Source organism: Polaromonas sp. YR568, assembly GCF_943372955.1.
GTDB lineage: Bacteria > Pseudomonadota > Gammaproteobacteria > Burkholderiales > Burkholderiaceae_C > Polaromonas.
Genome location: NZ_CALSAL010000014.1, coordinates 15,229 through 29,991, shown reverse-complemented (window position 1 = coordinate 29,991; position 14,763 = coordinate 15,229). Strand labels below are relative to the sequence as shown.

Genomic DNA, 14,763 nt, shown 5'->3' with positions numbered 1-14,763 from the left:
CTGGTCGTAACCCTTGGCTTCGCCGCCGAACTTGGCTGCCAGCACCGTGGTGATCGCCGCCGTCAGCGTGGTCTTGCCGTGGTCCACGTGGCCAATCGTGCCGACGTTGACGTGCGGTTTGGTCCGCTCAAATTTGCCTTTTGCCATTTTCTTTTCTCCAAAGAACATGCCCGTGTCTGTTTAACGTCTCCAGCTGAGGCCTCGCCACGGGCAGCGGGCCAACCACAAACGTGGCGCCGAAGACAAGAATCATTCAAGTGACATCGCGGAACCGGCTTTGCCGGGCCGCAGATGTCGCCCCCTTGAGGGGGAGGCGGCAGAGCCGCCTCGGGGGTGTACCTTTACTTTGCCCGAGCCGCCATGATGGCTTCGGACACATTGCGCGGTGCCTCGGCGTAGTGCTTGAACTCCATCGAGTACGTTGCACGGCCTTGCGACATCGAACGCAGCGTGGTCGAGTAACCGAACATCTCGGACAGCGGCACTTCGGCCTTGATGGCCTTGCCACCGCCGACCATGTCTTCCATGCCCTGCACCATGCCGCGGCGTGAGGACAGATCGCCCATCACGTTACCGGCGTAGTCTTCAGGCGTCTCGACTTCCACAGCCATCATCGGCTCCAGAATCACCGGACCGGCTTTCTTGCAGCCTTCCTTGAAGCCGAAAATGGCAGCCATCTTGAACGCCAGTTCGTTCGAGTCCACGTCGTGGTACGAACCGAAGTGCAGCGTGACCTTGACGTCCACCACCGGGTAACCGGCGAGCACGCCTGAGGTCACCGCTTCGTTGATGCCTTTTTCCACTGCAGGGATGTATTCACGGGGAACCACGCCGCCCTTGATGGCGTCGACGAACTCGATGCCCTTGCCGGCTTCGTTGGGTTCGATCTTCAGCACGACGTGGCCGTACTGGCCCTTACCGCCGGACTGACGCACAAACTTGCCTTCAGCGTCTTCCACCGTCTTGCGGATGGTTTCGCGGTAAGCCACCTGCGGCTTGCCGACGTTGGCTTCCACACCGAATTCGCGCTTCATGCGGTCCACGATGATCTCGAGGTGCAATTCGCCCATGCCGCCGATGATGGTCTGGCCGGATTCTTCGTCGGTGTTGACGCGGAAAGAAGGGTCTTCGTTGGCCAGGCGCGACAGGGCGATGCCCATCTTTTCCTGGTCAGCCTTGGTCTTGGGTTCCACGGCCTGGCGAATCACCGGCTCAGGGAACACCATGCGCTCGAGCAGCACCACGGCATCCGGATCACACAGCGTCTCGCCAGTGGTCACGTCTTTCAGGCCCACACAAGCGGCGATGTCACCGGCGCGGATCTCGCTGACCTCTTCGCGGTTGTTGGCGTGCATCTGAACGATACGGCCGATACGCTCTTTCTTGCCGCGGATCGGGTTGTAAACGCTGTCACCCTTCTTCAGCACGCCGGAATAAACGCGCACGAACGTCAGCTGGCCCACGAACGGGTCAGTCATCAGCTTGAATGCCAGGGCAGAGAATTTCTCTTCGTCATCCGCCTTGCGGGTGACAGGCGCCTCGGCTTCGTCCGTGCCCTTGACGGGTGGAATGTCGATCGGCGACGGCATGAACTCGATCACGGCGTCCAGCATGCGCTGCACACCCTTGTTCTTGAAGGCCGAACCGCAGTACATCGGCTGGATCTCGCTGGCGATGGTCCGCGTGCGGATGCCCAGCTTGATTTCATCTTCAGTCAAGTCACCTTCTTCAAGGTACTTGTTCATGAACTCTTCAGACGCCTCAGCCGCGGCTTCGACCATCTTCTCGCGCCATTCTTTGGCCAGCTCAACCAGCTCGGCGGGGATTTCACGGTAGTCGAACTTCATGCCCTGCGAGGCCTCGTCCCAGATGATGGCTTTCATCTTGATCAGGTCGACTACGCCGGTGAAGTTTTCTTCGGCGCCAATGGGGATCACCATCGGCACGGGGTTGGCCTTCAGGCGCAGTTTCATCTGCTCCACGACCTTGAAGAAGTTCGCACCAGTGCGGTCCATCTTGTTGACGAAGGCCAGACGGGGCACCTTGTACTTGTTGGCCTGACGCCACACGGTCTCGGACTGGGGCTGCACGCCGCCCACAGCGCAGTACACCATGCAGGCACCGTCCAGCACGCGCATGGAACGCTCCACCTCGATGGTGAAGTCCACGTGGCCGGGGGTGTCAATGATGTTGATGCGGTGCTCGGGCAGGGACGTGTCCATGCCGCGCCAGAAGCAGGTGGTGGCAGCGGAAGTGATCGTGATGCCACGCTCCTGCTCCTGCTCCATCCAGTCCATGGTGGCGGCGCCGTCGTGTACTTCACCAATCTTGTGGTTCACGCCGGTGTAGAAAAGGATCCGCTCGGTGGTCGTGGTCTTGCCGGCATCAATGTGCGCGGAGATACCGATGTTGCGGTAGTTTTGAATGGGGGTAGCGCGGGACATAAATTACTTTCAGTTCGGGGTTGCGAACAAAGACTCGTTGAAGAACCGCCCGGTAGGGCCTTCCTCGTTTTCGCTGCGTGTCTGCCGGCAGGATGGCCCGTGGTACGGGAGCGCATCCTGACGCCAGAACGTGGGACCGAACCCGTGGTTGTCAAGGTGACCGGCACCCGGACAACCGCCCGGCCATCCTCCACTCAGCGCAGCGGGGTTGCCCAAAAAACGGCAACCCGGACCAATCAGAAGCGGAAGTGGCTGAACGCCTTGTTGGCTTCGGCCATGCGGTGAACTTCGTCACGCTTTTTCATGGCGCCGCCACGACCTTCGGTCGCTTCCATCAGCTCATTGGCCAGACGCAGGGACATCGACTTCTCGCCGCGCTTCTTGGCGGCTTCTTTCAGCCAGCGCATGGCCAGAGCCATGCGGCGGACAGGACGAACCTCGACCGGCACCTGGTAGTTGGCACCGCCGACGCGGCGGGACTTCACCTCGACCATGGGCTTGATGTTGCCGATGGCCATGTGGAAAGCCTCGAGCGGGTCTTTGCCAGGGTTCTTTTTCTCGATGAAGTCGAGCGCGCCATAAATGATGCGCTCGGCGACGGCCTTCTTGCCGCCTTGCATGATCACGTTCATGAACTTGGCGAGATCAACATCGCCAAATTTCGGATCAGGAAGAATTTCACGTTTAGGGACTTCGCGACGACGTGGCATTTTTTCACCTCTTTGCTTCAGTTGGCATCGCCTTGGGGGCCATGCCGCGAGGGTTATCAAAACCCTCACTTACTCGACCGGTGCAAACCATTTGCACTTGGGTCACTTCGTTTCAATCACCTGCCAGAGCGAGTGAAACACCTTGTTTTGAAAAAGTCATGACAACTTCTTCTGGCTCGGACCACAAGGGCCGGGCCGGTGAAGACAATTAAGCCTTCTATTACGCCTTTTTCGGGCGCTTCGCACCGTACTTGGAACGCGACTGCTTGCGGTCTTTCACGCCCTGCAGGTCGAGCGAGCCACGCACGATGTGGTAACGCACACCAGGCAAGTCCTTGACACGACCGCCGCGAACCAGCACCACGCTGTGTTCCTGCAGGTTGTGGCCTTCGCCGCCGATGTAGGAAATGATTTCAAATCCGTTGGTCAAACGCACTTTGGCGACTTTACGCAGAGCGGAGTTGGGCTTCTTGGGGGTCGTGGTGTACACACGGGTGCACACACCGCGGCGCTGCGGAGAATTCTCCATCGCAGGGCTCTTGGACTTGATCTTTTCGACCTCGCGCCCCTGACGGACTAACTGATTGATGGTTGGCATTAAAAACGTCCCTAAACGTCTGGAAACTGATCACCGCGGTTGATGCGCGGACACAAATATTTCCCGCGACGTGCGCGGAAAAGCCTTCTAGTATAAACCGGATAGGCAAAAGGCTCAAGCAACAGGCCGTTTGGGCGTCCCTTGCCGGGCATTTGACCTATAAGTCAGCGCTCACTCTCTGGATCACTTTATCCAGAGGCGGATCGCATCCCAGGCGCGACCCAGAATCCCGGCCTGCTCGACAGCCTCCAGGGCGACCAAAGGCACTTCAGCCACCGGCGTCGGGTTGTCGCCCACCAGCACCTTGAGCGTGCCCACCGCCTGGCCCTTGATGAAGGGTGCCACCAGCGGATCAGGACGCGCCACTTGGGTCTTGACCTTTGCGGCACTGCCGGCTGGCAGTGCCACGACGATGGCCTGAGGCCGGCCGAGGTTGACGGTGGCCGATTTGCCTTTCCAGACCGAGGGGCTGACCACCGCCTGGCCGCCGTCAAACAGCTTGACCGCCTCGAACGCCGTGTAACCCCAGTTGAGCAGCTTTTGCGACTCGGTCGCCCGGGCGTTGTCGCTGGCGGCGCCCAGCACGATGGACAGCAGACGACGACCGCCAGGGGCACCGGCCGGGCCGAGATTCGGGAAGTCGCGTTTGGCCGTGGCAATCAGGCAATAGCCGGCGGCGTCGGTGTGGCCGGTTTTCAGGCCGTCGACGCTGGGATCGCGGAACAGCAGCGTGTTGCGGTTGGTGTCATTGGCAGCGGGCGTGCCGGGGTAGCGGTATTTTTTGATGGCCGCGTAACCCACGTACTCGGGGAAGTCCTGCATCAGGCGCACCGACAGCGTCGCCAGGTCGCGCGCGGTGGTGGTGTGGCCCGGCTCGGTGAGACCCTCCGGGTTCTTGTAGGCGGTCGAGGCCATGCCCAGCGCCTTGGCCTGCTCGTTCATCAGCTTGACGAAGTTCTCGGCCGTGCCGCCCACGCCTTCGGCCAGCGCCATCGTCGCGTCGTTGCCCGACTGCACCACCATGCCCTTGATCAGGTCTTCCACCGGCACCTGCATCTTGGGGTCGATGAACATGCGGGAGCCGGGCATCTTCCAGGCGCGCTCGCTGACCGGGAAGGTCTGCTTCAAATCGATCTTTTTGGCCCGAAGCGCGTCGAACACCAGGTACTCGGTCATCAGCTTGGTGAGCGAGGCCTGCTCCACCGGCGAGTCGATGTCTTTGGCGGCGAGGATCTGGTTGGTGGTGACGTCGAGCAGAAGGTAGGACCGCGCTGCAATCTCGGGCGGCTGGGGCGCCTGCGCATGGGCCACCGGTGCGGCTGCGGAAACAAACAGGCAAGCGGCGGTGCCGAATGCACGCCAGACAGACAGGGCCTGAAAAGGCCGGGAGAAACATGACATGAGAAGAGACCGCTGGAAAGTGATGGGAAACCGGTGCACACGCACCAGCAGGGCGACTGGGGCGCACCGCCTTCCTCAAGGAAGAGCGATCCGCGAATCGCTCAAGCCGTTGCCGAAGACAGGTGGCGCACCACCAAGTTTTTCAAAAGCGGCAATTGTCCATGAAAGAAATGGCCGCCTCCGGGAATCACCGTAACAGGAAGTGATTGGGGCCGCGCCCAGTCCATCACGGCGGACAACAACACGGTGTCGTCGTGCTCACCGTGCACCACCAGGGTTTTGTCGTGGGCCGCCGCATCGATGGGCGCGGCCGGTGCGCGGCTGACGCTGGTGCCGACCAGAACCAGCTTGTCGATGGGCCTGAGAGGATGCAATTGCGCGAAGGCATGGGTGGTGACGAACGCACCGAAAGAAAACCCCGCCAGCGCCAGCGCACCCGCCTGCGGCCCGGCGGGCGACGCGTGGGCAACCACCGCCATGAAGTCCTGCAGCTCACCCCGACCCTCGTCGTGGCTGCCGGCACTGCCGCCGACGCCCCGGAAATTGAAGCGCACCGCCGTCCAGCCGCACTGGATGAACGCGCGGGCCAGCGTCTGCACCACCTTGTTGTCCATGGTGCCGCCGAACAGCGGGTGAGGATGCGCAATCACTGCCACGCCGCGCGAGACACCGGCCGGTTGATCCACGGCAATCTCCAGCGGACCGGCTGGGCCGGCGATGAGCGATTTGACGGTGTAGGCGTTCACGGTACGGATCTGTGTGACGGAAGCTCAGCGCCCGAGGTGCGGCGGCGTCAGCAGCCGCTCAACGACACGGCCGTTCTTCAGGTGCGACTCGACGATCTCGTCAATGTCGGACTCGTCCACATAGGTGTACCAGACCGCTTCGGGATACACCACCGCCACCGGGCCCGCAGCACAGCGATCCAGGCAACCGGCCTTGTTCACGCGGACCTTGCCGGCACCCGACAGCCCCGCTGCCTTGACCTGCGACTTGCAGCGGTCAAACGCCTGCTGGGCACGGTGGTTGGCACAGCACTCCTCACCGCCTTTGCGCTCGTTGAGGCAAAAGAAGATGTGGCGCTCGTAATAACTGGTCGGTGCACTGGCCGATATGTCGGCCGTGGATGTGGCCGAAGCCATGACGGGAGAGCGAGCTTGAGTCATCGCCCGATTTTACGTTTTACCCGTCGCCGCCTCTGGACGCTCCCGCCCGGACACCCGCACCAGCACATGAATCAGTGCTGCGTATGGCCACAGCCAGCCCAGCCACTGCACCAGCCCATGAAAACGGATGAACCGACCCTGCTCCCAGGTCTGCAAGGTCTGCGCAAAGTACGGGTCAGCCGGCGCCTGGTTCAGCAAGGTCAGATGAATCGCCAGGGCCAGCAGGCCCAATGCAGCAGCGGCGCGTCGTGGCACCGCCAGCAGGCCCACGGCCAGCAGGGCAGCCAATCCAACGCCCACTTGCACCGGCAAATCCATCCAGGCCCACGCATGGTCCGGGCCATAGCTGAGCGCGGCCGAAAGGGCCGACGCGCCGATGCCAGCTGCGATGACAGCAACAGCGCACACCGCGCGCTGCCACACGCGCCGGATCACCCCGTAGCCGAGCAGGCACGGAATCAGCAGGCCGAGCGCCACACACAGCAACTCGGCCGCGGGCACCAGCGGCTGCAGCTCCATGTCGCGCATGGGCAGCCATTCGAGAAAGGGCGTGTCGAGCAGGGCTTCAGCTAGGGCGGCTTCAAGGCGCTCGAACACCTGACCCAGCCCCATGGGTACAGAGGCGGGGAACAGCAGCGCAACCGGCCACAGCAACAGCAGCACCAGCGCGCCGCGCGCATCGTGCGCAAACCAGCGCGCGCGGAACTGGCTCCAGCGGTCCACCACGCCCAGCTTTTCCAGTGCCCAGGCCGAGCACGCACCCAGCGCACCGCCCAGCGTGTTGAGGAAAAAATCCACGTTCGATGGAATGCGGGAAGGCAAGTAGCTCTGCGCCGTCTCCATGGCCAGCGACAGCGCTGCACAGGTCAGCACCGCGGCGCCGACAGCCCGCACAATGCGCCGGCTGCGCAGAGCGGCCAGCGTGAGCAGAAAACCAAGCGGCGCATAACCCAGCAGGTTGGCACCCGCGTCAAAGCCGGTCCAGTACTGCGGCAGTGGCGCAGTCAAAAAGCGCAGCGGTGAGATGCCCTGGTCGCGCCAGTCGGCGAAGGGATAAAGGCTCGCGTAAACGATGAGGCACATCGCGGCGAGGGCCAGAGGCCAAGAGGCTGTTCGTACACCCCTATCGTCCTCACTGCGCTTCGCTCCATGTAGTTCCGTTTCCCCTTGCAGGGGACGACGTGTGGCGTCCGGCGAAGCCGGTTCGCCCGCGTCTGCTTGTGAATGCTTGGGGGGATTCACAGTCAGCCTTAGTGGCTAGAAGGGCTTGACGACGACGAGGATGACGGCAGCGACCAACAGCAGCACCGGGGCTTCATTGAACCAGCGGAACCAGATGTGGCTGCGGGTGTTGTGGTTGGCCACGAACTGCTTGAGCATGCGGGCGCAGAGGTGGTGATACACGACAGCCAGCAGCACCACGACGAGCTTGGCGTGCATCCAGCCGTTGCCGGGGCCCAGACCGATGCCGTAACCGACGTACAGCCACAGACCCAGGGCCAGGGCCGGCACAGCCAGCAAGGTGGTGAATCGCAGCAGCTTGCGCGCCATCAGCAGCAGACGCTCGCGTTCAGCCACGCTCTCGGGTGGCACCATCGCCAGGTTGACGAAAATCCGCGGCAGGTAGAACAGGCCCGCGAACCAGCTGGCGACAAAGACAATGTGGAAGGATTTGACCCAAAGCATCTGTCAAGTCTAATCGCCGAAGAACAGGGCTTGTTTCAACAAGAGCCGATCAGCGCAAGTCTTTGCAAGCCGGCGCCGCGGAACCGGCTTCGCCGGGCCGCAGGCGTAGCGGCCCCTAAGGGGCTGACGACCGCGGCTCCAAACCTGCCTGCGCAGGTTTGGACGTGAGGAAGGGCCAACGCCTCTGGCGTGAACACGTCCAGGGAGCTACACACAGTGAGCGACCGTGGGGGCCCTGTAGGCCTCAAAAAAATGCCCGGATGGCACAGGGCCAACCGGGCTCACAAGCCTTTTTGCTGTCACACGCAAAGGCCCCGCTCAGGGAGGAAAAGCGGGATGCAGTCATCAAATTGATAACTGCACATATAAATTTTAACCAGCCCCCCGAAATCATTGCAATCAATTCAGAATGAACCAAATTGAACTCATTCATACGCGTTACCCCGTACAACGGGCACTCCGGGCGAGTAATTCAAAAGGTTCAACCAACGCCATGAAAAGAGGCCGCAACGGGCGCGCTCCCCAATAATGGGGTTTCCTTCCAACCTTTGGCACAATTTGTCGATGACCATCCACGCCTCCAACTTCGCACCCTATCCCGCAGGCCGCCCACGCCGCTTGCGCCGAGACAGCTTCACGCGCAATCTGGTGCGTGAAAACTCGCTCACTGCGCACGACCTGATCTACCCGGTCTTTGTGACCGACGGCAAGCAGCAGCGCCAGGCGATTGCATCAATGCCCGGCGTGGAGCGCCTGAGCCTCGACCTGCTGCTGCCGGTGGCTGAAGAATGCGTGAAGCTGGGCATCCCGGTGATGGCGCTGTTCCCGGTGATCGACGGCAGCCTCAAGACGGTGGACGGTAAAGAGGCGCTGAACCCCGACGGGCTGGTGCCGCGTGTGGTGCGTGAGCTGAAGAAGAACTTCCCCGATCTGGGCGTGATGACCGACGTGGCGCTCGACCCCTTCACCACCCACGGCCAGGACGGCCTGCCCGATGCCAACGGCTACATCCTGAACGACGAAACCATTGAGATGCTGGTGCAGCAGGCGCTCACACAGGCCGAAGCCGGCGTGGATATCGTGGCACCCAGCGACATGATGGACGGCCGCATCGGCGCGATCCGCTCAGCGCTGGAATCGCGCAAGCTGATCCACACCCGCATCATGGCCTACAGCGCCAAGTACGCCAGCGCGTTTTACGGCCCGTTCCGCGATGCAGTCGGCTCCGCCGGCAACCTGGGCAAGGCCGACAAAAAGGTCTACCAGATGGACCCGGGCAACACCGACGAGGCGCTGCGCGAAGTCGCGATGGACATTGCCGAAGGCGCTGACATGGTGATGGTCAAGCCCGGCATGCCGTACCTGGACGTGGTGCGCCGCGTCAAGGACGAGTTCAAGGTGCCCACCTTCGCCTACCAGGTCAGCGGCGAGTACGCCATGCTGAAAGCCGCCGCGCAGAACGGCTGGCTAGACCACGACGCCGTGATGCTTGAAAGCCTGCTGGCCTTCAAGCGCGCTGGCGCCGATGGTGTACTGACCTATTTCGCCATCGACGCCGCGAAGAAAATGCGGCAAGGCTGAAGACCGCTCCCGCAACACCCCACGCCCTGCACACACCTTCACCATGCGCATCTTCCACATCAACACGAACGCGCAGGGCATCACGGAGACCGACAGCCTGCCCACGCAGTTGCCGGAACAGGGCTTCATCTGGATCGCCTGCGGCCGCCGTGAGTTCGAGGTGCAGCAAGCACAGGTGCAGGCCACGCTGCAGAGCCTGTGCGGCACCCAGCTGGTTGACCTGCACCTGCTGGACCTGCTGAACAACCAGCTGCCATCGCACTACGACTACACCTCGCAGTACGACGTGCTGGTGTTCCGGCGTCTGGCCAGCGGGCAGACCGAAACCGACCTGTCCAAGCCCGGCCAGCCCCTGCACCAGCCCGTCAAACGTAGCGGCCCGCCGGTGCTGCGCCGCATCGACACCAGCCCGGTCGGGTTCGCGGTGTTCGACAACGTGCTGCTCACCGTCCATCCGGCCGACTGCGCGGTGCGCGATGCCTACGCCGCCAAGCTGCTCAACAGCACCTCGGCCGAATCCCGCGCCAGCGGCGTGAAGCTGCCCGCCAGCCCAGCCGACCTGATGCTGCGCATCGTCAATCACATGGTGGATGGTTATCTGGCGCTGCGGCGTGAGCTGACGCGCCAGCTTGACCACTGGCAGGTGGAGCTGCTCAACCCCTCGACCCGCTTCAACAACTGGAGCACCCTGATGGACGCCCGACTGGCCATGCACCAGCTCGACGAGATCTGCGAAGACCAGCGGTCCGCCATTCAGGACTGGATTGATTCGGTGGAAACCTGGCCTGACGGCCAGACGCCGGCGCAGCAACGCGAGCGCGAGCTGCTCAAGGTGCGTTCACGCGATGTGCTGGAGCACATCGAACGCGTGGTCCACCACGTGCGGCGCATGGAGCAAAGCGCAGAGACCGCCGTACAGATGCATTTCTCCGCACAGAGCAACCGCACCAACGACACCATGCGCACGCTCACGGCACTCACAGCGGTGTTCCTGCCGCTCAACCTGATCACCGGCTTCTTCGGCATGAACTTCGAGTTCATGCCTGTCATCCACACGGCCACTGGCTTCTGGTGGGTCTTCGGCCTGATGGTCCTGCTGGTCACCGTGGTGCTGGTGGTGTTCTGGCGCAAGCGCTATCTGTCGCGCGCCGGGCGCTGAAGGCCCAGCCTCCCTGCTTTGCCTTAAACCCAGGGCTGCGCCAGACCTTCCGCCTCGAAGGCACGGATGACCGCAGGCCGCGCCAGTACGCGCTGCAGGTAGGGGCCCAGGTGCGGACGCTCGCGGGCGGGCGAAGACTTGAAGTTGCGCGTCCAGCGGCACAGCACCATGGCGTAGATATCGACCGCCGAGTAGTGTTTACCCAGCAGCCAGGGTTGCGGGTGAATCGCTTGCTGCCGCGCGATCTCGGCATCAAGCTGGTCCAGCATCGGACCGATGCGCGCCTCGGCATGGGCCTTGAGTTCTGCCACCCCTGCTGCGTTGCCGTCGTCCATCCAGCGCTCGGTGTAGAAGTACACGATCAGTGTGGATTGCAGCGTGTTGGTCAGCCAGATCAGCCACTTGTAGAAATGCGCCCGTTCGGCACTGCCCACTGCCGGCGCCAGGCCCGCCTTCGGGTGGGTGTCGCACAGATGCAGGCAGATCGCGGCCGCCTCGTACAGCACCAGATCCCCATCGACCAGCGCCGGGATCAGCCCGTTCGGATTGATCCGGCGGTAGGCCTCGCTGCGATGCGCACCGGTGGCGGTATCGGTCAGGATTTTTTCGAAGGGCATGCCCAGCTCCTGAAGCAGGATGTGGGGCGCCATGGCAGCGCTGCTGGGCGAAAAATAGAGCTGAAGCATGGCGGGTACGTCAGTGGTGAAGCTAGCTCATGGTAACGCCGCGCACCCGTACCACCGATACCACTGGCGGAATTCTTGCAACGCCTCCTCTAGAGGCCAGAGTCACTTCACGCCGAAAAGACGCGCACCGTTGCTCCAGCCGATGCGAGAGGCCACATCGGCCGGCAGGTCGCCCAGCCAGGTCCGGTAGCCCTTCATGGTGTCGTCGTAGTACTGCCAGCGCTGGTTGACCCAGGTGTCGGAGCCGATCATGAAGCGGTCGGGGTACTTGAGCATCAAGGCGCGCCACTCGGGACACAGCTTGCCGCCCTCGCAGGTCAGGCCTGGCCGGTACGACAGCTCGCCCATCAGCAGCGGGTATTTGCCCAGCAACTGGTCCACGCGCGCAGACGGAACGCCGCCGATGCCGGTATGCGCCCAGATCAGCCGCGTCTTCTGGCCCTTGCTCGGTGCGTTGGCCATCAGGAGGTCAATCGCCACATCGTCTACATGCGCGAGGATGGCCAGGTTGTTCTCTTCGGCAAAGGCCATCAGCTTCTTGGCAATCGGACCATTGGCATTGGCGCTGTCGTACAGATGGAACTCGCCGATACCCCGGTAGGGCCCGGCCTGGTCACCTGTGACGCCGCGTGCAAACTCGGTTTTCACCAACTCGAAGATGGATTCGTCGCGAAACCAGTTGTCGTAGTCCGCGCGGTTGCGATAGAGGCGAATGAAGGGCACCACCGTGACGCCTGCCGCACGGGTCTGCGGCAGCGCAGCCAGCGATTTGGTGCCGTCGTTCGGCCGGGAGTTCGCGATGATGGCCTTCACCCCGTTGCGCTGCATGCGGGCCAACACATCCGCTGGCGGATGTGCCCCCAGGCCAGGACTGCCCGACCACGCCTCGTCGTTGTAATGCAGATGCGCATCGAACAAGGGGCCGGTGTAGTCTGCCGCCAGCGCTGGCGCGCAAAGGGTCATCACCGACAAGCACACCAGCGCACGCCGGGCCCGCTGCCATGGGCTGAATGGCTTCAGACTGAACGAGGTGAATGCAGGCACGGCAGGCTCCTGAACTCAGCCGACGTTGGCAGCAAAGAACGCCAGCGTGCGCTCGCGCGCCAGGTTGGCTGCGGCTTCGTTGTACGAGCCGCGCTGGTCGCAGTTGAAGCCGTGGTTGGCGGCATAGACATGCACCGTGACTTCAGGGTGGGCCTTGGAGAAAGCCTCGACGCCTTCCAGCGGAATCCAGTGGTCCTGGTCGCCAAAATGGGCCATCACCGGGCACAGCGGCTTGCGTGCGATCTCTTCAGGTGCCGTCACGCCACCGCCGTAGTACGGCGCGGCGGCGCTCAGGCCCTTGAGCGTGCAGGCGGATTGCCAGGTCAGCAGCCCGCCCCAGCAAAACCCGATGAGGCCGACCTTGCCACCGCTCAGCTTGGCAGCGTGGTCAATCGCGGCCTGGATGTCGGGCAGCACGCCGGCACCGGGCAGTTCGGTCACTGCCGTCTTGAGCGCGAAGCCGGCATTCATGTCGGCTTCGGTGTAGCCCAGTTCAACGCCCGCCTTCACGCGCTGGAAGGTAGCCGGCGCCACGGCTGCATAGCCCTGGGCGGCGAAGCGGTCGGTCACCGCGCGGATGTGCGAGTTCACGCCGAAGATTTCCTGCAGCACCACAATGCCGCCGCGCGGCTTGCCTTCGGGCATCGCGACGTAGGCAGGGACTGTGGTGCCGTCGGCCGAGGTGAGGTTGGTGAATTGACCCATGGTGAAAAACTCCTGTGAGAAATAAAGCGGCAGCTTCTTGGATGGAATGAGAAGAAATGAGAAGAGGCGTCAGGCCAGCGCCGGCACGCCGATCTTGCGCGCAACAAAGTCCAACCGGTCCTGGCCCCAGAACAGCTCGCCATCGACCACATAGCTGGGCGCACCGAACACGTTCGCATCAATCGCCTGCTGGGTGTTGGCTTCATAGCGGGCCTGCACGGCCGCATCGGCCGACTGCGCCAGGCGTTCGGCCGGCAGCTTGCACTCGGCCAGCAACTGCGCCAGCACGGCGGCGTCGGAAATCTGCCGCTCCTCGGCCCACACCGCGCTGAAGATGGCGCCACTGATGGTCATGGCCGCGTCAGCGCCGTCATGCATGTCCACTGCAATGATCAGGCGGGCGGCGTCATCGCCGGGTACCGGAAAGTATTTGGGTTTGAGGTTCAGCGGCGCCTTCAGGTGATCGGAATAGCGCTGCAGCTCCAGCAGGCGATAGGCCTGCCGCTGCGGCGCGCGCTGGCCCAGCGGCAGACCGCCGGAGACGGGAAACACCTTGCCACCCAGGTCGACCGGCAGCACCCGCACCGTGGCGCCGGAGGCTTTGACCATGGCAGCGAACCGCTGGTGGCCGAGGTAAGTCCACGGGCTTTGGGGCGTGAAGTAATAGTCCACAGTGCTGGGCATGGTGTGTTGTCTCCTGGAGTGGTTGAGGGGCCGGTACCTGGCCCGAAGGGCCTGCCGGTGATCCCGAATGGGGGCCGAGTGTGGGTACAGTACATGGACTCGCCCGATCCCCGTTTTTAACCGGGATTGGCTTTTTTTGCAGGAGGTCCGGTATGTCCAGGCTTGTTTTGATCACAGGGGGTTCCCGGGGCATCGGTGCGGCGACCGCCCTGCTCGCCGCCCGCGATGGCTACGCGGTGGCCGTCAACTACACCGCCAACTCGCTGGCGGCCGACGAGGTGGTGCGCCAGATTCGCAGCGGCGGCGGCCAGGCCATGGCGGTGCAGGCCGATGTGGCCGTGGAAGCCGAGGTGATGGCCATGTTCGACAAGATCGACGCGAAGTTCGGCCCGCTCACGGCACTGGTCAACAACGCTGGCGTGGTCGACCAGACCAGCCGGGTTGACGCGATGAGCTACGCCCGCATTCGCCGCATGTTCGAGATCAATGTGTTCGGCTCCCTGCTGTGCGCGCGCGAAGCCGTCAGGCGCATGAGCACGCGGCACGGCGGCTCGGGTGGCAGCATCGTCAATGTGTCGAGCGCCGCCGCCCGGCTGGGCGCGCCGGGCCAGTATGTGGACTACGCCTCGGCCAAGGGCGCCATCGACACCTTCACCGTCGGACTGGCCAAGGAGGTGGCTGCAGAGGGCATTCGCGTCAACGCGGTGCGGCCGGGCATCATCGAAACCGACATCCACGCCTCGGGCGGACTGCCCAACCGGGCGCGCGACCTGGCGCCGCAAGTGCCGATGCAGCGGGCCGGTACGGCAGACGAAGTGGCGCAGTCCATTGTCTGGCTGCTGTCGGAACAGGCCAGTTACACCACCGGTGCGCTGCTAGATGTGACAGGGGGAAGGTAG

At 63.1% G+C, this 14,763-nt stretch carries 16 protein-coding genes; 3 read left to right on the top strand and 13 right to left on the bottom strand.

Going from position 1 to position 14,763, the window contains the following annotated elements:
• The 9 genes from AAG793_RS16300 to AAG793_RS16260 all read right to left on the bottom strand — a co-directional run.
• A partial coding sequence (locus tag AAG793_RS16300) for a GTP-binding protein (protein ID WP_341908688.1) occupies positions 1–147 on the bottom strand: 147 nt, incomplete at its 3' end.
• Between the two features lie 194 nt (positions 148–341).
• The gene (gene fusA, locus AAG793_RS16295; protein ID WP_341910080.1) at positions 342–2,444 is read right to left on the bottom strand and encodes an elongation factor G; all 2,103 of its coding nucleotides are present in this window, start codon (positions 2,442–2,444) and stop codon (positions 342–344) included.
• Between the two features lie 236 nt (positions 2,445–2,680).
• Positions 2,681–3,154 carry a 30S ribosomal protein S7 gene (gene rpsG / locus AAG793_RS16290; protein WP_011481226.1) on the bottom strand — a complete coding sequence of 158 codons (474 nt, stop codon included), beginning with the start codon at positions 3,152–3,154 and terminating at the stop codon, positions 2,681–2,683.
• A 220-nt stretch (positions 3,155–3,374) separates the two neighbouring features.
• A complete protein-coding gene (rpsL, locus tag AAG793_RS16285; RefSeq protein WP_011481225.1) occupies positions 3,375–3,752 on the bottom strand; it encodes a 30S ribosomal protein S12 in 378 nt (125 codons plus the stop codon).
• 183 nt (positions 3,753–3,935) lie between these two features.
• Positions 3,936–5,153, bottom strand: coding sequence for a D-alanyl-D-alanine carboxypeptidase family protein (locus tag AAG793_RS16280; RefSeq protein ID WP_341910077.1), 1,218 nt, complete (start codon positions 5,151–5,153; stop codon positions 3,936–3,938).
• Positions 5,154–5,254: 101 nt separating this feature from the next.
• Entirely contained in the window at positions 5,255–5,899 is a 645-nt protein-coding gene (locus tag AAG793_RS16275) for an alpha/beta hydrolase (protein ID WP_341910075.1), read from the bottom strand.
• 24 nt (positions 5,900–5,923) lie between these two features.
• Complete coding sequence (locus AAG793_RS16270) at positions 5,924–6,295, bottom strand: (2Fe-2S) ferredoxin domain-containing protein (RefSeq protein WP_341910086.1); 372 nt, start codon at positions 6,293–6,295, stop codon at positions 5,924–5,926.
• 33 nt (positions 6,296–6,328) lie between these two features.
• Positions 6,329–7,402: a VanZ family protein gene (locus AAG793_RS16265; RefSeq protein ID WP_341910072.1), complete on the bottom strand. Its 1,074-nt coding sequence runs from the start codon at positions 7,400–7,402 to the stop codon at positions 6,329–6,331.
• A 174-nt stretch (positions 7,403–7,576) separates the two neighbouring features.
• Positions 7,577–8,005 (bottom strand): CopD family protein, encoded by a 429-nt coding sequence (locus AAG793_RS16260; protein ID WP_341910070.1) that lies wholly within the window; start codon positions 8,003–8,005, stop codon positions 7,577–7,579.
• Positions 8,006–8,569: 564 nt separating this feature from the next.
• On the opposite strand from AAG793_RS16260, the gene hemB reads away from it, so the two are divergent.
• Entirely contained in the window at positions 8,570–9,586 is a 1,017-nt protein-coding gene (gene hemB / locus AAG793_RS16255) for a porphobilinogen synthase (RefSeq protein WP_341910068.1), read from the top strand.
• Between the two features lie 43 nt (positions 9,587–9,629).
• Positions 9,630–10,745 carry a magnesium transporter CorA family protein gene (locus tag AAG793_RS16250; protein WP_341910066.1) on the top strand — a complete coding sequence of 372 codons (1,116 nt, stop codon included), beginning with the start codon at positions 9,630–9,632 and terminating at the stop codon, positions 10,743–10,745.
• A 23-nt stretch (positions 10,746–10,768) separates the two neighbouring features.
• Here AAG793_RS16250 and AAG793_RS16245 read toward each other — a convergent pair whose 3' ends face one another.
• From AAG793_RS16245 to AAG793_RS16230, 4 genes are all read right to left on the bottom strand, one after another.
• Positions 10,769–11,431 (bottom strand): glutathione S-transferase family protein, encoded by a 663-nt coding sequence (locus tag AAG793_RS16245; RefSeq protein ID WP_341910064.1) that lies wholly within the window; start codon positions 11,429–11,431, stop codon positions 10,769–10,771.
• 102 nt (positions 11,432–11,533) lie between these two features.
• A complete protein-coding gene (locus AAG793_RS16240; protein ID WP_341910084.1) occupies positions 11,534–12,394 on the bottom strand; it encodes an amidohydrolase in 861 nt (286 codons plus the stop codon).
• 96 nt (positions 12,395–12,490) lie between these two features.
• Complete coding sequence (locus AAG793_RS16235) at positions 12,491–13,180, bottom strand: dienelactone hydrolase family protein (RefSeq protein WP_341910063.1); 690 nt, start codon at positions 13,178–13,180, stop codon at positions 12,491–12,493.
• 69 nt (positions 13,181–13,249) lie between these two features.
• Positions 13,250–13,864, bottom strand: coding sequence for a 2-hydroxychromene-2-carboxylate isomerase (locus AAG793_RS16230; RefSeq protein ID WP_341910061.1), 615 nt, complete (start codon positions 13,862–13,864; stop codon positions 13,250–13,252).
• Positions 13,865–14,016: 152 nt separating this feature from the next.
• Here AAG793_RS16230 and AAG793_RS16225 point away from each other — a divergent pair, with 152 nt between their 5' ends.
• On the top strand, positions 14,017–14,763 hold the full coding sequence (locus AAG793_RS16225; protein WP_341910059.1) for an SDR family oxidoreductase: 747 nt from the start codon (positions 14,017–14,019) through the stop codon (positions 14,761–14,763).